Source organism: Micromonospora sp. WMMC250, assembly GCF_027460215.1.
Classification (GTDB): domain Bacteria; phylum Actinomycetota; class Actinomycetes; order Mycobacteriales; family Micromonosporaceae; genus Micromonospora; species Micromonospora taraxaci.
Map to the genome: position 1 here is coordinate 6209933 of NZ_JAPZBJ010000002.1, position 18424 is coordinate 6228356.

23 protein-coding genes are annotated in these 18424 nt (G+C 70.3%); 10 read left to right on the forward strand and 13 right to left on the reverse strand.

The genetic code is table 11. From position 1 onward, the window contains the following. Positions 1–17: 17 nt before the first annotated feature. From O3438_RS28160 to O3438_RS28175, 4 genes are all read right to left on the reverse strand, one after another. Entirely contained in the window at positions 18–1064 is a 1047-nt protein-coding gene (locus tag O3438_RS28160) for a LacI family DNA-binding transcriptional regulator (RefSeq protein ID WP_269682629.1), read from the reverse strand. 69 nt (positions 1065–1133) lie between these two features. Beyond that, complete coding sequence (locus tag O3438_RS28165; protein WP_269682630.1) at positions 1134–2102, reverse strand: carbohydrate ABC transporter permease; 969 nt, start codon at positions 2100–2102, stop codon at positions 1134–1136. 1 nt (position 2103) lies between these two features. Further along, entirely contained in the window at positions 2104–3150 is a 1047-nt protein-coding gene (locus tag O3438_RS28170; protein ID WP_269682631.1) for a carbohydrate ABC transporter permease, read from the reverse strand. 70 nt (positions 3151–3220) lie between these two features. Next, the gene (locus O3438_RS28175; protein ID WP_269682632.1) at positions 3221–4567 is read right to left on the reverse strand and encodes an ABC transporter substrate-binding protein; all 1347 of its coding nucleotides are present in this window, start codon (positions 4565–4567) and stop codon (positions 3221–3223) included. Positions 4568–4817: 250 nt separating this feature from the next. Here O3438_RS28175 and O3438_RS28180 point away from each other — a divergent pair, with 250 nt between their 5' ends. Continuing rightward, positions 4818–5591: a M23 family metallopeptidase gene (locus tag O3438_RS28180; RefSeq protein WP_269682633.1), complete on the forward strand. Its 774-nt coding sequence runs from the start codon at positions 4818–4820 to the stop codon at positions 5589–5591. A 54-nt stretch (positions 5592–5645) separates the two neighbouring features. Here the strand turns inward: O3438_RS28180 and O3438_RS28185 are convergent, their stop codons facing one another. From O3438_RS28185 to O3438_RS28205, 5 genes are all read right to left on the reverse strand, one after another. Beyond that, on the reverse strand, positions 5646–6140 hold the full coding sequence (locus tag O3438_RS28185) for a TspO/MBR family protein (protein WP_269682634.1): 495 nt from the start codon (positions 6138–6140) through the stop codon (positions 5646–5648). A gap of 142 nt (positions 6141–6282) precedes the next feature. Beyond that, positions 6283–6426, reverse strand: a complete 144-nt coding sequence (locus O3438_RS28190) for a GPGG-motif small membrane protein (RefSeq protein WP_007464364.1) — start codon at positions 6424–6426, stop codon at positions 6283–6285. Next, a complete protein-coding gene (locus O3438_RS28195) occupies positions 6417–7193 on the reverse strand; it encodes a metallophosphoesterase family protein (RefSeq protein ID WP_269682635.1) in 777 nt (258 codons plus the stop codon). The genes O3438_RS28190 and O3438_RS28195 overlap by 10 nt, the downstream gene beginning before the upstream one ends. A 10-nt stretch (positions 7194–7203) precedes the next feature. Continuing rightward, positions 7204–7479 carry a hypothetical protein gene (locus O3438_RS28200; protein WP_145779269.1) on the reverse strand — a complete coding sequence of 92 codons (276 nt, stop codon included), beginning with the start codon at positions 7477–7479 and terminating at the stop codon, positions 7204–7206. Further along, positions 7476–8060 (reverse strand): nucleotidyltransferase, encoded by a 585-nt coding sequence (locus O3438_RS28205; protein ID WP_269682636.1) that lies wholly within the window; start codon positions 8058–8060, stop codon positions 7476–7478. Before O3438_RS28205 ends, O3438_RS28200 begins: the two co-directional genes overlap by 4 nt. A 182-nt stretch (positions 8061–8242) precedes the next feature. Here O3438_RS28205 and O3438_RS28210 point away from each other — a divergent pair, with 182 nt between their 5' ends. Continuing rightward, complete coding sequence (locus O3438_RS28210) at positions 8243–8911, forward strand: dTMP kinase (RefSeq protein WP_442929743.1); 669 nt, start codon at positions 8243–8245, stop codon at positions 8909–8911. Here O3438_RS28210 and O3438_RS28215 read toward each other — a convergent pair. Next, positions 8896–9585 carry an SDR family NAD(P)-dependent oxidoreductase gene (locus tag O3438_RS28215; RefSeq protein ID WP_269682638.1) on the reverse strand — a complete coding sequence of 230 codons (690 nt, stop codon included), beginning with the start codon at positions 9583–9585 and terminating at the stop codon, positions 8896–8898. The genes O3438_RS28210 and O3438_RS28215 overlap by 16 nt on opposite strands. A 181-nt stretch (positions 9586–9766) precedes the next feature. Here O3438_RS28215 and O3438_RS28220 point away from each other — a divergent pair, with 181 nt between their 5' ends. From O3438_RS28220 to O3438_RS28235, 4 genes are all read left to right on the forward strand, one after another. Beyond that, the gene (locus tag O3438_RS28220; protein WP_269682639.1) at positions 9767–10783 is read left to right on the forward strand and encodes an NAD-dependent epimerase/dehydratase family protein; all 1017 of its coding nucleotides are present in this window, start codon (positions 9767–9769) and stop codon (positions 10781–10783) included. Between the two features lie 75 nt (positions 10784–10858). Next, a complete protein-coding gene (locus O3438_RS28225) occupies positions 10859–11773 on the forward strand; it encodes a MurR/RpiR family transcriptional regulator (RefSeq protein ID WP_269682640.1) in 915 nt (304 codons plus the stop codon). Next, entirely contained in the window at positions 11770–12726 is a 957-nt protein-coding gene (locus O3438_RS28230) for an N-acetylmuramic acid 6-phosphate etherase (protein WP_269682641.1), read from the forward strand. Before O3438_RS28225 ends, O3438_RS28230 begins: the two co-directional genes overlap by 4 nt. Before the next feature lie 382 nt (positions 12727–13108). Next, positions 13109–14098: a sigma-70 family RNA polymerase sigma factor gene (locus O3438_RS28235; RefSeq protein WP_088987946.1), complete on the forward strand. Its 990-nt coding sequence runs from the start codon at positions 13109–13111 to the stop codon at positions 14096–14098. Positions 14099–14168: 70 nt separating this feature from the next. Here O3438_RS28235 and O3438_RS28240 read toward each other — a convergent pair whose 3' ends face one another. After that, positions 14169–15146 (reverse strand): C40 family peptidase, encoded by a 978-nt coding sequence (locus O3438_RS28240; RefSeq protein WP_269682642.1) that lies wholly within the window; start codon positions 15144–15146, stop codon positions 14169–14171. Positions 15147–15639: 493 nt separating this feature from the next. On the opposite strand from O3438_RS28240, the gene O3438_RS28245 reads away from it, so the two are divergent. Next, entirely contained in the window at positions 15640–16161 is a 522-nt protein-coding gene (locus O3438_RS28245; RefSeq protein ID WP_269682643.1) for a DUF6232 family protein, read from the forward strand. Between the two features lie 45 nt (positions 16162–16206). Here the strand turns inward: O3438_RS28245 and O3438_RS28250 are convergent, their stop codons facing one another. Both O3438_RS28250 and O3438_RS28255 read right to left on the reverse strand, forming a co-directional pair. Beyond that, positions 16207–16536: a DUF3817 domain-containing protein gene (locus O3438_RS28250; RefSeq protein WP_269682644.1), complete on the reverse strand. Its 330-nt coding sequence runs from the start codon at positions 16534–16536 to the stop codon at positions 16207–16209. Positions 16537–16561: 25 nt separating this feature from the next. Continuing rightward, positions 16562–16987, reverse strand: a complete 426-nt coding sequence (locus O3438_RS28255) for a hypothetical protein (protein WP_269682645.1) — start codon at positions 16985–16987, stop codon at positions 16562–16564. 131 nt (positions 16988–17118) lie between these two features. On the opposite strand from O3438_RS28255, the gene O3438_RS28260 reads away from it, so the two are divergent. From O3438_RS28260 to O3438_RS28270, 3 genes are read left to right on the forward strand one after another with little or no spacing between them, the layout of a single operon-like run. Then, positions 17119–17460 (forward strand): DUF6158 family protein, encoded by a 342-nt coding sequence (locus O3438_RS28260; protein ID WP_442929744.1) that lies wholly within the window; start codon positions 17119–17121, stop codon positions 17458–17460. Continuing rightward, positions 17460–17792 (forward strand): hypothetical protein, encoded by a 333-nt coding sequence (locus O3438_RS28265; RefSeq protein ID WP_269682647.1) that lies wholly within the window; start codon positions 17460–17462, stop codon positions 17790–17792. The genes O3438_RS28260 and O3438_RS28265 overlap by 1 nt, the downstream gene beginning before the upstream one ends. A 38-nt stretch (positions 17793–17830) precedes the next feature. Then, complete coding sequence (locus O3438_RS28270; protein WP_088987952.1) at positions 17831–18385, forward strand: DUF1360 domain-containing protein; 555 nt, start codon at positions 17831–17833, stop codon at positions 18383–18385. Positions 18386–18424: the final 39 nt, after the last annotated feature.

The window sequence follows — 18424 nt, forward strand, 5'->3', positions numbered from 1 at the left end:
GCGCTGTGGTTAGGTTTTCAGTGTGCCCGGGGTGGTGCCGTCGACTCCCGGACCACCAGTCGAGTGGGCAGGATCACCGATGTCTCGCAGTCGGCGTTCTGCTGACCCGGGATGGGTCCCGGGGGCCGGGCTTCGAGCGGGTCGAGCAGCATCCGGGCGGCCAGTCGGCCCTGCTCGGCGGCGGGCTGGGCGATGGTGCTGAGCCCGAGCATGCCGGCCAGGTCATGGTCGTCGATGCCGATGACGCTGACGTCCTGTGGCACCCGCAGTCCGGCGTCGCGCAGCGCTGTCATCGCGCCCATCGCCATCTCGTCGCAGGCGGCGACGATGGCGGTCGGCGGCTCACCGCGGGCCAGCAACTCGACGGTGGCCCGGGTGCCGCCGTCGATCGTGAAGGTGGACTCGACGTCGAGGCTCGGATCGGGCCGCAGGCCGGCGGCCCGCAACTCCGCCTGGTAGCCCCGGCGTCGGTCGAGGTGGGTGGTGAACGCCAACTCGTCGTCCGGGTCACCGGAGATGTGCGCGATCCGGTGGTGGCCGAGGTCGATCAGGTGTCGGGTGGCAGCCCGCGCGGCGGCCACGTCGTCGATGCGTACGCACGGCCAGTTGGGCACCCTGCTTCCCGAGCTGATGGTCACGCCGGGCAGTTCCAGGGCGGCCAGCGCGGTCAGGTCGGCCGGCCGCAGTGGGGTGGCGACCAGCATGATGGCGTCCACCCGCTTGTGCAGGTTGGCGGTCCGCAGGACCCGCTGGCGGACCTGTTCCCGACCACCCAGGTTGTAGAGCAGCAGGTCGTAGCCGGACTGGTGGAGGTACTCCTCGACCGCCTCCACGATGGTGCTGAAGAACCAGCGGGTGATCCGGGGTACCACCACGGCGACGGTGCCGGTCCGGCCACCGGCGAGCCGCGACGCGCTCGGTGACACCTCGTAGTCGAGCTGCTCGGCGGCGGCGAGCACCCGGCGTCGGGTGGCGGCCGAGACCGTCGGCAGCCCACGCAGGGCCCGCGAGACGGTGGCCGTGGACACGCCGGCCAGCCGGGCCACATCATCAATCTTCGTCACGGTTTCCCCCGCTCGGTGCCCGGCGCGCCCGCCGCCGCCCGAGGGGCCAGGCGGCGGCGGGCAAGCGGGTCAGCCCTTGACGCTGCCGGCGAGCAGACCTCGCACGAAGAAGCGCTGCAGGGACAGGAAAACGATGAGCGGTACGACGATGGAGACGAACGCGCCGGCGGTGAGTCGCTGCCACTCGTTGCCCCGGGTTCCGGCCATCTCGGCCAGCCGGACGGTGAGCGGGGCGGTCTCGTTGCCGCCACCGGCGAAGATCAGCGCCACCAGCAGGTCGTTCCAGACCCAGAGGAACTGGAAGATGCCGAACGCCGCCAGCGCCGGGGTGATCAGCGGCAGCACGATGGTCCGGAAGATCTTCGGGTGGGTGGCGCCGTCGACGCGGGCCGCCTCCATCAGGTCCCCGGGCAGTTGCGAGACGAAGTTGTGCAGCAGGAAGACGGCGAACGGGAGCGCGAAGCAGGTGTGCGCGAACCACACCTGGGCGAACTTCTGTTCGTCGACCAGGTCCCAGGCCGGCATCAGTGTGACGCCGCCGAGGCTGACGCCGGTGGAGAAGAACTTCAGCAGCGGCACCAGGGCCATCTGCAACGGGACGATCTGCAAGGCGAAGATCGCGATGTAGAGCCAGTCCCGGCCGCGGAAGTTGATCCATGCCAGCGCGTACGCGGCGAGGGCCGCGAACGCGAGCGGGAAGAGCACCGACGGGATGGTGATGGCCAGTGAGTTGATGAAGTAGCTGGCGAGCTGCCCGGAGGACGACGACCGTCCGAACAGGACCTGCTCGTAGTTCTCCAGAGTGAACTGCGGGTTGGTGAACGCGGTCCACCAGCCGGTCGTCTTGATCTCGTCCTCGGGCCGGAGGGAGGAGATGAACAGCCCGAAGGTGGGGACGGTCCAGACCACCGCGATGACGATCGAGACGAGCGTCGCGGTGCGGCTGTTGAGCCGCTTGCGGACCCGGCCGGCCGTGGTGGACGGGGTGCCGGCGGTCTTCTGTGTGCCGGCGGCGACGGTGGGCGTTGCGGTGGTCATCTCAGCCCTCCCGCTGCTGACGGAGGTTGCGGATCTGGTAGATCACGACCGGGATGACCAGGATGAACAGGAAGACCGCCAGCGCGGAACCCTGCCCGTTCTGGCCGTACCGGAAGGCCTGGTTGTACATCTCGCTGGCGATCACGCTGGTGTCGTAGTTGCCGTTGGTCGAGGTCCGGACGATGTCGAAGACCTTGAGCGTGGCGATCGTGAGGGTCACCACCACGACGATCAGCGCCGGCCGGATGCTCGGCATGGTGATCTGCCAGAACATCTGCCAGGGGCTGACCCCGTCGAGGCGGGCGGCCTCCACGATGTCGCCGGGGATCGCCTTGATCGCCGCGGAGAGCACCACCATGGCGAAACCGGCCTGGATCCAGACCATGATGACGATGAGCAGGATCGTGTTCAGTGGTGATTCGAGGAGCCACTGCTTCGGCTCACCACCGAGGCTGACCACGATCTGGTTGAGCAGACCGATCTGGTCGCCCTCGCCGCGGTAGGCGTAGACGAACTTCCAGATGATGCTGGCGCCGACGAAGGAGATGGCCATCGGCAGGAAGATCAGTGACTTGGCCACCGCCTCGAACCGGGCCTTGTCCACCATCACGGCGTAGAGCAGGCCGAAGCCGGTCGCGACCAGGGGAACGAGGAGCACCCAGACCAGGGTGTTGATCAGGACTCGGACGATCGAGTCGTCGGAGAACATCCAGCCGTAGTTGCGCAGCCCCACCCAGTTGGTGCTGCTCCCGTCCATCAGGGAGAGCAGCATGGTGCGGATGGCCGGCACGACCAGGCCGATGAGGAGCAGCAACAGCGTCGGCAGCAGGAAGAAGAGGGCGAAGAGGCCCTCCCGCGGCTTGGTCCGGCGGGGGAGCGGAGCCCCACTCGCCGAGGCGGCGACGAGCTGCGCCTCCCGTCTCCGGGCGAACCAGGCCGGCACGACGTCGAGCAGCAGGAGCAGACCGCCCACCACCACCACGAAGGCGACCAGCCCGTACATCAGCATGAGGAGCTTCGGCTGCTCATCGGCGAAGTCGAACCCCATCAACCCTCCCTCTCGGGTCCACCTCGGCCGGTGGCCCGGCCCGCGAACGCGGGCCGGGCCACCGCCGGGATCACTTAGGCCAGCTGCTTTCGATGCCCTGGAGCACCGGGGCGGTCTGCTTGCCGTTCAGCCACTCGACCATGCCCTTCCAGAACGTTCCCGCGCCGACGGCGGCCGGCATCAGGTCGGATCCGTCGAAGCGGAAGGTGCCGGTCTTGTCCTGCAGGATCTGCACGGAGAGCTTGTCGATCGGGCTGGCCACGTTGGCGATGTCCAGCTTGTTGTTCGCCGTGACCCAGTTGCCGAGCTTCGCCCGGCTGTTGACGTACTCGGCGGAGGCGAGGTAGGTCTGCACCGCCTGGACCTCGGGACGGTCGGCGTACGCGACGACGAACTCGCCAGCGCCCAGCACCGGCTTGCCCTTGGCCGGGTCGATGGCCGGGAAGTAGAAGGCGAACGCGTCGCCGTCCTCGGCCACCTTGGTGCCCTCGGGGAACTGGTTGGCGTAGAACGACGCCTGGCGGTGCATCGCGCACTTGCCGGTGGTCACCGGCACGCCCGCCTCCTGGAAGGAGGTGGTGGTGATGCTCTTGACGCCGCCGAAGCCGCCGTTGACGTACTTCTCGTTCTTGAGGATGCTGCCGGCGCGGTCGACCGCGTCGACGATCTTCGGGTCGTTGAACGGGATGCCGTGGGTGGTCCACTGGTCGTAGACCTCGGGGCCCTGCGTCCGCAGGATCACGTCCTCGATCCAGTCGGTGGCCGGCCAGCCGGTGGCGTCACCGGACTCGACGCCCACGCACCACGGCTTCATGCCGCTTCCGGCGATCTTGTCGCTCAGGGCGATGAGCTGGTCCCAGGTGGTCGGAACCTCCCAGCCCTTCTCCTTGAACGTCTTCGGCGAGTACCAGACGAAGGACTTCACGTTGGCGCCGAGCGGCACGCCGTAGAGCGTTCCGTTGACGGTGCCGTACTTCAGCCAGTCGGCCGGCATGTTCTGCTCGGCGAGGGCCTTGGTGTCGGCGCTCAGGGACTTCAGCTTGCCGGCGTCCGCGAACCGCTTCACGAGGCCGGGCTGCGGCACGAAGGCGATGTCGGGGGCGTTGCCACCGTCGACCCGGACGGGGAGCTGCGCTTCGAACTCGCCGCTGCCCTCGTACGCGATCTCGATGCCGGTGCAGTCGGTGAACTGCGACCAGGAGCGCTCCAGCAGGTCGGCCTCGGCGTCGCGGATGGACGCGTAGATCGAGACCTTCTTGCCGTCGTGGCCCTCGTACTTCTCGTATGCCGCGCACTCCGCGGAGCCCGCGTTGCTGCTCTTCTTGTCGTCGCCGGTGCCGCAGGCGGTGGCGCTGAGCGCCAGCCCGAGTACGCCGGCGATCACGAAGGCCTGGCGTGGTCTGGTAAAGACCGCCATGCCGTCCTCCTTCCTAGCCGGCGCGGTCGTGCTGGTGACCCGTCGCCGGTCCGATTGGGCGTGCACACATGTAAGCGCTTGCATCCGGCGCGGTCCACCCCCTGTCAGACACGAGCGAGTAACAATCCGGAAACCTGCGGGCTGCCTGGTGGGCGCGCTCCCGGCATGGATCTCGGGCTCTTTCGAAGATTGACGATATCTGTCAGGCTATGGCCACCTCATCGAAGGTTTTCGACATAGGAGGAGCTGTATGCGTAAGCGGTGGATGAGCCTGCTGGTGACGGGTCTGCTCGTCGGAGGCGTGCTGACGCCGGCGAGCCCGGCGCTGGCCGCACCGACCTTCCGGGTGCCGTTCCCGTGCGGCCAGTCCTGGTCCGGGCAGACCCGGTCGGACCACAGCCCGGCGTACGCCGTCGACTTCAACCGCACCGACGACCAGGGCGACCCGGTGGTCGCCAGCGCCCCCGGCACCGTCGACCGGGTGACCGACCTCGGCGGCACCAGTTATGGCAAATATGTCCGAATCAACCACGGGGGCGGTTACAGCACGTACTACGCGCACCTCAGCGGCTTCAACGTCTCGGTCGGCCAGACCGTCGGCTACGGCAAGGTGATCGGCTGGGTCGGCAGCACCGGTGGCTCGACCGGCCCGCACCTGCACTACGAGCAGCGCCTCAACGGTGCCGACATCCAGGTGCGGTTCAACGGCACCCTGGCCCTGTACTGGGGCACCAAGAGCTACACCAGTGGCAACGGGTGCTCCTCAGGCAGCGGCAACGCCACCGTCGACACCAGCGGCACCCCGCTGACCGTCCGCTCCGGCCCCGGCACCGGGTACGCCTCGGTGGGCACCGTCGCCGACGGCACCCGGGTGACGATCGCCTGCCAGACCAGCGGCACCACTGTCACCGGCACGTACGGCACCAGCTCGATCTGGGACCGGATCGGCTCCGGCCGGTTCATCGCCGACGCGTACGTGTACACCGGGTACGACGGCTACATCCCTGGCATCCCACGCTGCTGAGGATGACCGGATGACGGCCTCCGGCGGGCGCGGCGCCCGTCGGAGACCCCCGGGTCAGCCGTTCAGCCGCCAGATCGACAGGTTCAACGCGGCGGCGAAGGTGACCCAGGCCCAGTAGGGCAGCAGCAGCGCGGTGGCGACCCGGGACACCCGGGCGAACAGCACCACGGTGAGGCCGATCGCCAACCACATCAGCACGATCTCGGCGAACGCCAGCCCGTACTGCCCCGCGCCGAAGAACAGCGGCGTCCAGATGGCGTTGAGCACCAGCTGGGCGGTCCACGCCCAGAGGGCGGGGGAGAAGCCCACCCGCCGCCACACCAGCCAACCGGCAACCGCGATCAGGGCGTACAGCAGAGACCAGACCGGGCCGAACAGCCACGAGGGCGGCGCCCAGCCGGGCTGCCGCAGGCTCGTGTACTCGTCGGTGGTGCCCTGCACGCCCAGCCCGCCGATCGCCGCCGCCACGAAGACGGCCGCCGCGAAGCCGACCAGGGCCCACCACTGTCGCCGGCCCGAGGCCGTCGGAGCGTCCCGAGATGTCTCCATAGTCAAGATGTTTCCGCACCGCGCCGGATCAAACCGCCCGGACAAGAAAGCGCCGGGATCGCCGCAACCGGTGCTCCTGTCGGGAGGACGGAGCTCCGGTCGCGGCGACCCCGGCGGGTCCCGGTGTTAGGAAGTAAGCGCGTCAATTGAAGATGCTGACACCACCCGGGCCGACCAACAGCCCGACAACGATGAGGACGATGCCCCACAGGATCTGCCGGCGGAACAGCGCGAGGATGCCGGCGACCACGAGTACGACTGCGAGAATCCAGAGAATCAGCTCCATGACCTCTGACTACCCGACTGGCCGATCGGGGAAACCTGGTCGGTATCAAGTTGATCGCCGACGTGGAAGACGCTGTACGCCTGCTTGATCACCGGGTGCGCGACGTTGCGGACGCGTACGCCACCGGGGGTCGTGCCGCGCTCGGTGCCGGCGTGCGCGTGCCCGTGCAGGGCCAACGCCGTGGGGGCCGAGTCGATCGCCTGCCCCAACTGGTACGACCCCAGGAACGGGTAGATCTCCAGCGGTTCGCCGACCAACGTGTCCGGTACCGGTGAGTAGTGGGTGAGCGCGACGAGCATGTCGCAGTCCAGTGAACGGAGCGCCGTGCCGAGGCTCTCGGCGCTCTCGTTGGTGGTCCGGACGAACGCCTTCATCTCCGGCTCACCGAAGTCGCTCGCGCAGCGCCCGGCGAACCCGCCGCCGAAGCCCTTCACGCCGGCGATGCCGAGCCGGCCGCCGGCGCAGTCCAGCACGACGCCGTTGCCCTCCAGCACTGTGATGCCCGCGTCCTCCAGCACCTTGACCACCTGCGGCACCTGGTCGCACTGGTGGTCGTGGTTGCCGAGCACTGTCACCACCGGCACGGCCAGGCCGCCGAACTCCTCCGCCACGCAGCGCGCCTCGGCCTCGGTGCCGTGCCGGGTCAGGTCACCGGCCAGCAGCAGCACGTCGGCGCAGTCCGGCAGCTCCTCCAGCGCGGGGCGGAACCGTCCGACCACGTCCTCGTCCAGATGTACGTCGCCCACGGCGGCGATCCGGATCACCATGGAACCTCCCTCAGGGCAGTTGCTCGATCTCCGTGGGCGCGTGCGTTCGGATCACCCCGATGTCGCTGGTGATCGGCACGTCCGGGAAACGCTCGGACACCCGGCGCAGGATCTCCTCCCGCCGGTGCGGGCTCTCCACCTCGCCGTTCAGCACGATGGCGCGTTCCCGGCGGACCACGGTGATCCCTTGTTCGGCGACGGCGGGGTCCTCGGCGAGGAGCCGTTGGATCTCCGCTTCGACGTACTCGTCCGGTGGCCCGGCGTCGATGTCGCGATGGTGGGTCACGATGTCCCCTCTCCGGTCGTGGTGCCGGTGTCCGGCACCACCTCCAGCCGGTCCAGCAGCACGAGGAACGCCTCGGCGTACGGCGAGTGCTGCGTCTCCTTGCGTACCCGTTCCCAGTCGATCTGCTCCCGCAGCGACCGGGCCAGCGGCAGGCCACGGGCGAAGTCGCAGTAGTGCTGGGAGAAGCTGAGCAGCTTGTGCACCATCAGTTGGGTGGCGGACAGGACCGGCATGTGGATCGCGTCCACCGGCCGGATGACCGTGTCGGCGAACGTCTCCTCGGTCACCGGCGTCTCGATCGGCCGGTGGATCAGGTCCACCATGCGGCCGTCGTCGAAGACCTTGACCAACCAGTCCTCCGGCGGGCGCTCGGCCACGAACCCGGCGGCCACCAGGGCGTCCAACGCCTGTTCCACGTCGGTCTCCCGGATCAGGAAGTCGACGTCGTGATCGCTTGAGTGACCTCCGTGGGCGTAGACGGCGAAGCTGCCGCCCAGGGCGAACGGAATCTCGGACTGCTTGAGCACGGCGGCGACCTTTTTCAGGGTGTGCACCAGACTCTCGTCCCCGCGCTCAGCCATCTGGTTCTCCCGTCGTCGTGTAGGTGGACCGGCGGTTGGATTTCGAACTCCGGTACCCGGCATTCCGGTCGGCCACACCTGCTGGCGTCGCGGTCAGGCGTCAACAGGGATGAACCGTTACAAACGTCGCGGCGACGGTGCGTGGGTCGGATAACCTGTGGAAGGTGGCCAGATCATCGGGGATGCGTCGACGCAGGGCCCGGTTGCGCACCGTCGCCCTGATCGGGATCGACGGCTCCGGCAAGACCACCCAGGCGCACCGACTGGCCGACGCGCTGACCGCGGCCGGCCGCCCGGCGACCTACCGGCGCAACGCCAGCGGACGGCGATGGCTCGGCCGGCTCGCCAACCGCCTCGGACGTCCCGACGCCCAGCGGCTCGTCGGGCGCGACGGCGTACTGGCGGTGGAGTCCGTGCTGCGCTGGCTCGCGATCGCCGTCGCTCTGATCAGCTGCCTGCTCACCGGCCGGACAGCGGTGATGGACCGCTACTCGGCCTGCCAGTACGCGAGCATCCGCGCGCACGGCGGGCAACGCTGGGAGCGGCTGGCGCGGGCCGGTTACCGGCTGTTCCCGACGCCGCAGGTGACCTTCCTGCTCGCCGTCGACCCGGCGGAGGCGTACCGGCGGATCGAGGAACGCGGCACCGACCACGAGACGATGGGCTGGCTGACCGCCGCCGACACCGCCTACCGGACCCTCCCCGAATATCCGAGTTTCGTGCTCGTGGACGCGGGCCGCCCCGCCGAGGAGGTGAGCGAGCAGATCCAGGCGCACCTGGAGACCTGGCTGCCGCTCTCCTCCGACCAGCCGCGCGACGTGGGCCCGCTGGCGACTCAGGCCCGCCCGTAGACCGGCACCGTGGCGCCGCTGGTCGGGGCGGACTCCGCCGAGGCGAGGAAACGGATCACCGGGGCGATCTCCGCCGGCGTCACCCAGCGCGAGTGGTCGGCGTCGGGCTGCGCGGCCCGGTTGGCCGGGGTGTCGATGACGCTGGGCAGCACTGTGTTGCAGCGCACCCCACGGTGCCGGTACTCCACCGCCACCGCGTTGGCGAAGGCCAGCACCGCCGCCTTGGCCGTCACGTAGCCGGCCGCGCCGGGGAACGGCGCGACCGCCGCGCGGGCCGAGACGCAGACCACCGCGCCCGCACCGCTCGACATCAGGTGCGGCAGCGCGGCCTGGGTGACCAGGTAGGTCGGCCGCAGGTTGACGGTGAGCATCCGCTCGAAGACGTCGATCGGCGTCTCGTGCACCAGGCCACCGCTGGCGTACCCGCCGACGAGGTTGACCACGGCCCGCAGCGGCGCCGTGGGTTCACCGGCGGCGACATGGACCGCCCGCGTCACATCCACCGGATCGCTCAGGTCCGCGACCAGCCGGACCACACCGGCCGCCGGCTCCGACCCGGGCCGGGCATCCCGCTTCGGTACGACCACCCGCCAGCCCGCCTCGACGAACGCGGTGACGACCGCCCCGCCGAGCCCGCCGCTCCCGCCGGTAACCAGAACACTCCGCCCCACCATGCGCCCACGCTAACCCTCACCCCACCCCGGCGCCCCCACCCGCCCCTCTCCCACCCACCCCGCCCCGTCGATCATGACGTTGTCGCCGTGACCCGCCGACCTGGGTGGTGACAACGTCATGATCGTCTGCCGTGGGCAGACTGGTTGGCTTGCCGGGCGGTTGGGGGCGCAGGATCGGCGGATGCGGATTCTGATTCTCGGTGGCACCCGGTTCCTCGGTCGGGCGGTGGCGCAGCTCGCCGTCGCGCAGGGGCACGACGTCACGTGCGCCGCTCGTGGTGTGTCCGGCGCCGTTCCGGCCGGGGCCAGGTTGGTGCCGGTCGACCGGGACGACCCGGACGCGCTGGTGCCGCTCGCCGGCGACGGCTTCGACGCCGTGGTCGACGTGGCCCGCCAGGTCAGCCACGCGCGGCACGCGCTCGCCGCGCTCGCCGACCACGTCGGCCACTGGTCGTTCGTCTCGACGATCTCGGTGTACGCCGACAACACCACCCCGGGCCAGGCCGCTGTCGATGCGCCGGTGCTTCCGGCGGCCCCGCCGGAGGTGGACGGACCGGTCGGCCCGGACCACCGCTGGTACGGCGAGTGCAAGGTCAGCATCGAGCAGGCGGTTGGGCAGCGGGTGGGCGTCGACCGGTCGTTCATCTGCCGGGCGGGGCTGATCGTCGGCGTCGAGGACCCGAGCGACCGCTTCCCGTACTGGGTGCGGCGGCTGGCGGCCGGTGGCGAGATCCTCGCGCCCGGACGCCCGACCGACAGTGTGCAGTTCGTGGACGTCGCCGATCTGGCGAGCTGGCTACTGCACGCCGCCAGCACCCGCCTCGCCGGCACGTACGACGGCATCGGGCCGGCGATGACCCGGGCCGATTTCCTGGCCGGGGTGGCCGCCGGGCTGGACGTGGCCGACCCCGCCCTGACCTGGGTCGATCAGGACTTCCTGGCCTCCCACGACGTACGCGAGTGGTCGGGGGAGCGGGCTCTGCCGCTCTGGGTGCGACTGCCGGAGTCCGGTGGCCTGATGGCCCGCGACGCTCGACCGGCTCTGGCGGCGGGGTTGGCGGTCCGTCCGTTGTCCGACACCGTTCGGGCGACCGCATCCTGGATGGCAGCACAGCCGGACGCCGTACGGCAGAGTGGTCTCGACCCGGCGGATGAGGCGGTGGTGCTGCGGGAGTGGCAGGCTGTGCGGGACCGGTGATCCCGGCTGTCGACACTTTCCCCCACCCGGACAGTCATAGTTGACGCTCACGCCTGGTGAAAGTAAGTTTCATCCGTGGCGAAGAGTCCGAAGATTTCTGCGAGTCAGGAGCCCGGTGGGCTTATCGTCCACATCAGCGGGCTGTTGCCGTCGCTGTCGCCCGCCGAGCAGCGGGTTGCCCGGCTGGTCGTGTCCGACCCGGCTGCCGCCGCGCGGCGGACCATCACCGACCTCGCCACCGCAGCGGAGACATCCGAGGCGACAGTCATCCGGTTCTGCCGTTCCGTCGGCATGGATGGTTACCCCCAACTGCGCATCCGCCTCGCCGCCGAGGCCGCCCGCCGGATCGAGCCGCCGGACGCCCGGGTGGTCGGCGGTGACATCCCGCCCGGTGCCGACCTCGCCCAGATCATCGCCACCATCGCGTTCAACGACGCCCGAGCGGTCGAGGAGACCGCCGAGCAACTCGACCCCGCCGTCTGCGAGCAGGTGGTCGAGGCGATCAGTGGCGCCGGCCGGATCGACATCTACGGCGCCGGCGCCAGTGGGTTCGTCGCCTCGGACTTCCAGCAGAAACTGCACCGCATCGGCCGGATCGCCTTCTACTTCCCGGACGTGCACACCGCGCTGACCTCCGCGGCCCTCCTCGGCCGGGGAGACGTGGCGATCGGCATCTCGCACACCGGCACCACCTCCGACGTGATCGAGGTGCTGGAGCAGGCCCGTACGCGGGGAGCCGTCACAGTGGCGCTGACCAACTTCCCCCGGTCACCGATCACCGAGGTGGCGGACTTCGTGTTGACCACGGCGGCCCGCGAGACCACCTACCGCTCCGGCGCGACAGCCAGCCGACTGGCCCAGCTCACGGTGGTCGACTGCCTCTTCGTCGGCGTGGCGGCCCGCAACCGAGCCCGGGCCCGTAAGGCACTCGAGGCCACCGCCGAGGCGGTCCAGTCGCACCGGGTGGGTGCCAACCGGAGGCGGGCATGACGGCCGGCGCGGTGGAGCCGGACAAGGACATGCCAGCGCCATCCGCCCGCCCCGCCGTCCGGGTGGGCGCCCCCACCGAGCGGCGCAACCCCCTCAGCGTCGACCTCGACCTGATGTCGACCCGCGACGTCCTCACCGTGATCAACGAGGCGGACCGGCGGGTGCCGGCGGCGGTCGCCGCGGTCCTCGACGAGATCGCCGCCACCGTCGACCTGGCAGTCGAGGCCCTGCGCGGCGGTCACCGGGTGCACTACTTCGGGGCCGGCACCTCCGGCCGCCTCGGTGTGCTCGACGCCGCCGAACTGGCCCCCACCTTCAACTCGCCCCGGCACTGGTTCTGCGCCCACCTCGCCGGTGGCCCCGACGCCATGTGGCGGGCCGTCGAGGACGCCGAGGACGACGACCGGGGCGGAGCGGTCGAGGCCGCCAGTTGCGTACGCGCCGGTGACCTCGCTGTCGGCCTGGCGGCCAGCGGACGCACCCCGTACGTCCTCGGGGCGCTCGCCGCGGCCCGCGCCAAGGGTGCTTCGACGATGCTGCTCTGCGCCAATCCGGAGGCGGAGGCCGCCCGGTCGGTCGACGTGTTCATCGGGGTGGACACCGGACCCGAGGTGGTCACCGGGTCGACCCGGATGAAGGCGGGCACGGCGCAGAAGTTGGTGCTCAACGCGTTCTCGACAGCCGTCATGGTGCGACTGGGGCGGGTCTACTCGAACCTCATGATCGATATGGTCGCCACCAACGCGAAGCTCCGCGGACGATTGATCTCGATTCTGGTCGAGGCCACCGGCTGCTCCGAGCAGGTCTCCCAGAAAGCCCTCGCCGAGGCCGGCGGTGACCTGAAGACGGCGCTCGTCTCCCTGGTCTCCGGAGCCGAGGTCGACGCCGCCCGGGCCGCGCTCGCCCGCTCCGCCCACCAGGTACGCGGCGCCCTCGCCCTGCTCGCCCGCTGACGCCCGCTCCCGGGAACGGGAAGCGAAAGGCCCCTCGGATTGTTCATCTGGCCGGGGGGTAATAACACTCCCGATGGATGAACCGACCGGTCCGCCGCTGCGTATCTGCCAGTGACCAGGATCGCAGCGTGGTGGTGACCCGGGTCGCTGTGCCCCCACGGCTGGCGGTGTTGCCATGGTGCGGTGACCCGTGCGTGGTGCCCAACGGAGAGCCGCCCGACGGGGTGCTGACAGCAAATATGGACCGTGCTCTCAGCTAGTACTCAGGCATTCGTGACACTTTCGACTCACGAGACGGAATCCCCGACACGTCTCATCTGTTGTGTAGGTGTCAGCACCGCTGGGCACAGCAGAAGTTACCAGGGGTTGACGGACGTGGGGAATGGCAAGGAACCGGGCAACCGGCGCGAGCGAGGGGACCGTGGGCAACGTGGACAAGAACATCGGCATGCGAACCGACGAGGTTGCCGAGGAGCGCGACCTGGTCGGCGTCTACCTGCACGAGATCTCCCGGACGCCACTGCTGGACGCCGCCAAGGAGGTCGATCTCTCCAAGGCGATCGAGGCCGGCCTCTACGCCGAGCACCTGCTCGGTGAGGATGCCGTTCCCGCCGGTGTCGACCGGGCCGACCTGGAATGGCTGGTCGTCGAGGGGGAGCGCGCGAAGGACCTCTTCATCCGCGCCAACCTGCGACTGGTCGTGTCGATCGCCCGCCGTTACGTGCGTTCGGGCATGCCCATGCTGGACCTGATCCAGGAGGGCAACACCGGCCTGGTCCGGGCGGTCGAGAAGTTCGACTACGAGCGCGGCTACAAGTTCTCCACCTACGCGACGTGGTGGATCCGCCAGGCGATCAGCCGGGCGATCGCCCAGCAGGAGCGCACCGTCCGTCTGCCGGTGCACCTGGTGGAGGACGTCAACCGGATGCGCAACGTGGCCCGGCAGCTGACCCGTGAGTTGGGCAGCGACCCGGAGCCGGAGCAGATCGCGGCAGCGCTCGGCGTCACCGTCGAGCGGGTCAACGAGTTGCGCCGCTGGTCGCAGGACACCGTCTCGCTGGACACCCCGGTGGGCGACGACGGCGACACCAACCTCGGTGACCTGGTCGCCGACAGTGACGCCCCGTCGCCGGAGGACATCGTCCTCAGCGGTCTGGAGCGGCAGCGCATCGAGGGGCTGCTCAACCACCTCGACGACCGGTCCGCCGGCATCATGCGGGCCCGCTACGGGCTGGAGGACGGCCGGGAGCACTCGCTCACCGAGGTCGCCTCACGGTTCTCGTTGTCCCGCGAGCGGATCCGACAGCTGGAGATCCAGGCGCTCGGCCGGCTGCGTGAGCTGGCCCGGGCAGAGGGGCTACAGGCGGCCTGACCTGGTAGTAATGACGGCGAACGGCCGGCGTCCGATAGGGGGACGCCGGCCGTTCACCGTCTTCGGGCGTCTAGCGGACCCGACCGTAGCCCTGGATGGGCATCATGTTCATGCCCCGCTTGAGCACGTTGCGGCCGGCGCTCGGCGCGTCGATCACCTGACCGTCGCCCACGTACAGGGCGACGTGCCCCAGCCCGCTGTAGAACACCAGGTCACCCGGCCGTAGGTCACTTCGACCGATGTGGGCGACCGCGCTCCACTGCATCCGCGTGTTGTGCGGCAGCGACCGACCGGCCGCCCGCCAGGCCGCCGAGGTGAGCCCGGAACAGTCGTAGCCGTTCGGCCCGTCGCCGGCCCACACGTACGGCTTGCCCAGCGCGCCGAACGCGTAGCGCACCGCGGCGCCAGCGTCACCGGCCACCGCTGGCACGTTCTTGGCCTCGGCTGCCGGGGCCTTGGGTTCGGGTCGCTCGGTGGCCGCCCCGTACGCCTGCCGACGCATCTCGTACAGCTTGGTCAGATCCTGCTCGATCTGCTTCTTGGCCGTCGCGAGCTGGCGGGCCTGCGCGGCCTGCTTGGTCAGTGTGGCGTCCAGCCGGGCCTTCTCGTCCAGCAGCCGTCGCTGGTCGGCCGTGTAGCCGGAGATGCGCTCCTGCCGCTGGCGGGTCAGCTGGTCCAGTGTGCCGAGGCGGTCCAGCAGGGCTGTGGCGCCCTCGGAACCCAGCAGGGCGTCGGCGGTCCGCAGACCGCCGCTCTTGTACGCGGTGCTGGCCAACTCGGCCACATCAGCCTGGCTCTGCTTGGCCTGCTGTTCCAGCGGGCCGATGCGGGCCTGTAATCGGGCCACTGCGGCTTCGTTTGTCTTGATCTCCTCACGCAATTTGTTGTACGACTCGACGACCCGCTCCAACTCGGTCGAGGACGCCTCGATCCGGCGGGTCAGGTCGGCGGGGGACGGCTCGGCGTAGGCCACCGCCGTCGGGGCGATCAGCGCGGCCGACATGCCGGCGAGCGCCATGGTGCGCAGCAGGTTTTTCAGGGATGACAAGAGCGGAAGGCCCCTCTCCCACGGCCGCCGGGGCTGCTGACGCCCTCGGCGACACCGGCCGGGGCCACCCGGGCGGACGGCACTGGGCCGGACCGGCTCGCCCAACCTAACCCGGGACGGCTGTCGCTCGCAGTTGAAGCAGGGGCGAATGTTGGCGAAGTGGCCGGGCGTAGCACTGCGTCGGGTGGCGTCATCGTGACTGATGACGCCTGAAAAGAGGGGCGAACGGTCCGTTGAGCGAGGTATTGACGGATATACGACTTTCGTCGTTCCGGGCGTATGCCGCCGGATATCTGGTCGCCATAACCGATAAAACCTGAAATGGATGCTGTTTCTCGGCGATGTCACCGGTTGGGGGAACGGTCGAGAGTCGACAAATACACAGGTCAGCTGGCGGCGCCGCAACACAATGAACGGAGCCGGGAATCCCGTCGACAGGTAGCGATGCCTGTTCGGGCCCACCTCGGCCAAACCGTCTCCCGCGGGAGGAACCGTGGAACGTGAAGGCGCAGGAACGCGGCCGCCGCGAACGGCGCCGGGCACCCGGTCGACCCTGCTGTACGCGCGGCCCGGCATCATCGTGACCGTCGACCGGTTCACCGCCGGTCGAACCAGCTACCAGGTGGCCGACCTGACCCACCTGCGTACCACCCGAGGCCCGCACGACCGGATCGCCGTCCGGGCCGTCGTCGTCACCACCACCATGCTCGGCGGTGTCGGGCTGCTCCTCGGCTTCACCGGTGGTCTGCACCGCCTGACCGCCGGGGCGTACCTCATTCTCGGTGCGGTCTTCCTGCTACCGGCCGTGCTGGCGATGGTCGGAGATCGTTGGCGTCCACCGCCCTACGAGCTGTGGGGGTGGTACCGGGGAGCCGAGGTGCTGCTGTTCAGCGCCGACGACGAGCGGCAGTTCGGCCAGGTCACGCGAGCCCTGCTGCGGGCCCGGGAGGTCAACCGGTACGGCGGGTGGGTCGACCCCCTCGCCTCGGCCGAACCGTGGCGGCCGAACCGTTGACCCGACGGTGGGCCGGCGCCGACCCGGCGTCGGCCCACCGGCCGCTCAGCTGGAAACCGGCTCCGGTGCCCGCTGCTCCTGCGGCGCGGCCACCCAGGCGCTGACCCGGCGCTCGGCGTAGAAGGAGACGAACGGCACGGTGCCCGCCAGCATCACCAGCAGCATCCGCTTCAGCGGCCAGTCGGCACGGCGGCTCAGGTCGAACGCGGCCACCAGGTAGATCATGTAGAGGAAGCCGTGCGCCGGGCCGATCGTCTCGACCACGACCGGGTTGTCGAACGCGTACTTGAGCGGCATGCCGATCACGACCAGCAGGATCAGGACCACGCCCACGATCCAGGCGATCACGCGGTACCGGGTTAGGGCAGCGCCCACCTTCGTCCGTCCTTCCGAGCCCGGCTCAGCCGGGATAGTCACCGGGCCGGGCGCCCGGATTGGCGTTCAACCATGACAGGTAGCGGTTGTAGGCGGCCAGGTCGGTGTCCTCGACCGCGTCGCCGCCGGTGGCCGGTGCCCGGGACACCCGCACCGGTCGGCGGACCGCCGGTCGGGAGCCGGCGTCGACCGTCGGCGTCGGCTCGACGGCCGGGTCCGGCGACGGCGCTTCGGCCTCCGCCCCCCGGCGGCGGGCGAGCTTCACCTCGCGCCACCAGACGTAGACCACGAAGCCGGCGAAGATCGGCCACTCGACCGCGTACCCCCAGCTCAGGCTGTTGCCGGCCGCGGCCCGGCTGACCTGCCACCAGCCCAGCCCCAGGAAGCCCGCGGTCAGCACGACCATGGCCACGTGGCGCACGATCCACGCCGGGGTCCAGAGCCGCCTCATGGCATCGAGGGTACCGGGGGCGGCTCCGATCTCCGACACCGTGTCGTAGTTGTCGCGTCGCGGCCGTGGTTTGGCCGCACGACGCCTGGGCAATCGTCTAGACGCCAGCCCAAACGAGATCAAGGGGGGCGATCATGACCGGATCGGTACGTGAGGACGGCTTCGCGTCCAACGGCAACACCGAGATGAGCCCGGAGCAGCGGGTGCCCGAGTGGGGCGGCGACGACCTGGCCGACCGGGCCGGCACCGCGGGCCTCGACGGCGATCTGCCCGGCGTCGACCCGACGGAGTTGACCGACGAGGATCTGATCCGCGAGATGCACAGCCTGCACCGCACCCGCCTCGACACCCTGCGGCACGCGGCGGACTCCGCGCTCGCCAACCACCTGCGGCGTACCGCGGAACTCGAGACCGAATACCTGGCCCGCCACCCGGGCCGGGAGGTCGACCCCAGCCGCCTGCGGGACGCCTGATGCCGGCGCGCGCCGTGCGCGGCATGTCCGCGCCACCCGAGGTGGTCTTCAACACGGCCACCGACCCGAACCGCGCCTCGGCCTGGCTGCCGGAGCCGCTGCGCGGCGACGGAAGCCCCGCCTCCGAGATCGACGGCGCGGAACTGCGCGCACGCTGGGGCGACGGCGACGACTGGTCCGCCGAGATCCGGGTGGAGCCGGCCGATGCCGGCGGCGCCCGGATCCAGCTCGACCTGGCCGACGGGTCGGGCGACCCCGGCCCGGACCAGCTGGCCGACGAGGCACTCACCAACCTGGCACGCGAGGTTGCCGACAACCTCCAGGCCGGCTGAGCGGGCACGCGGGACGCCCGGTCCCGCACCACCACGACATGGGAGGAGAACGGGTGAGCGACACCGGCCTGCGCGACAAGGCGGCGCGGTTGCGGCGGGCGTACGCGCCGCACGAACACCGGCCGCTCGGCGGCTACCTGGTGGCAATGGGCGCCTACGCCGGGGTGACCGGCGCACTCGCCGGTCTGGTCAAGGTGACCGGTCGACCGGTGCCGGAGCGTCCCGCGCCGTCCGACGTGGTGCTGCTCTCCATCGCCACCCACAAGTTGAGTCGGCTGCTGTCCAAGGACGCGGTGACGAGCCCTCTGCGGGCGCCGTTCACCCGTTATGACCGCCCGATCGGCAGCGGCGAGGTGATGGAGCAGGTCCGTGACTCGGGCAGCCCCACCCGGCACGCCATCGGCGAGTTGCTGAGCTGCCCGTTCTGCCTGGCGGTCTGGGTGGCCACCGGGCTGACCGGCGGCCTGGTGCTCGCGCCCCGGCTGACCCGGCTGGTGGCCACCGCGCTGACCGCGGTCGCCGCGTCCGACTTCCTCCAGATGGCGTACGCGACGGCGCAGCAGGCCGCCGAGGGCGGGCACGACGACGACTGACGAGCACAAACGGAAGGGGCCGGCGCTGCTGCCGGCCCC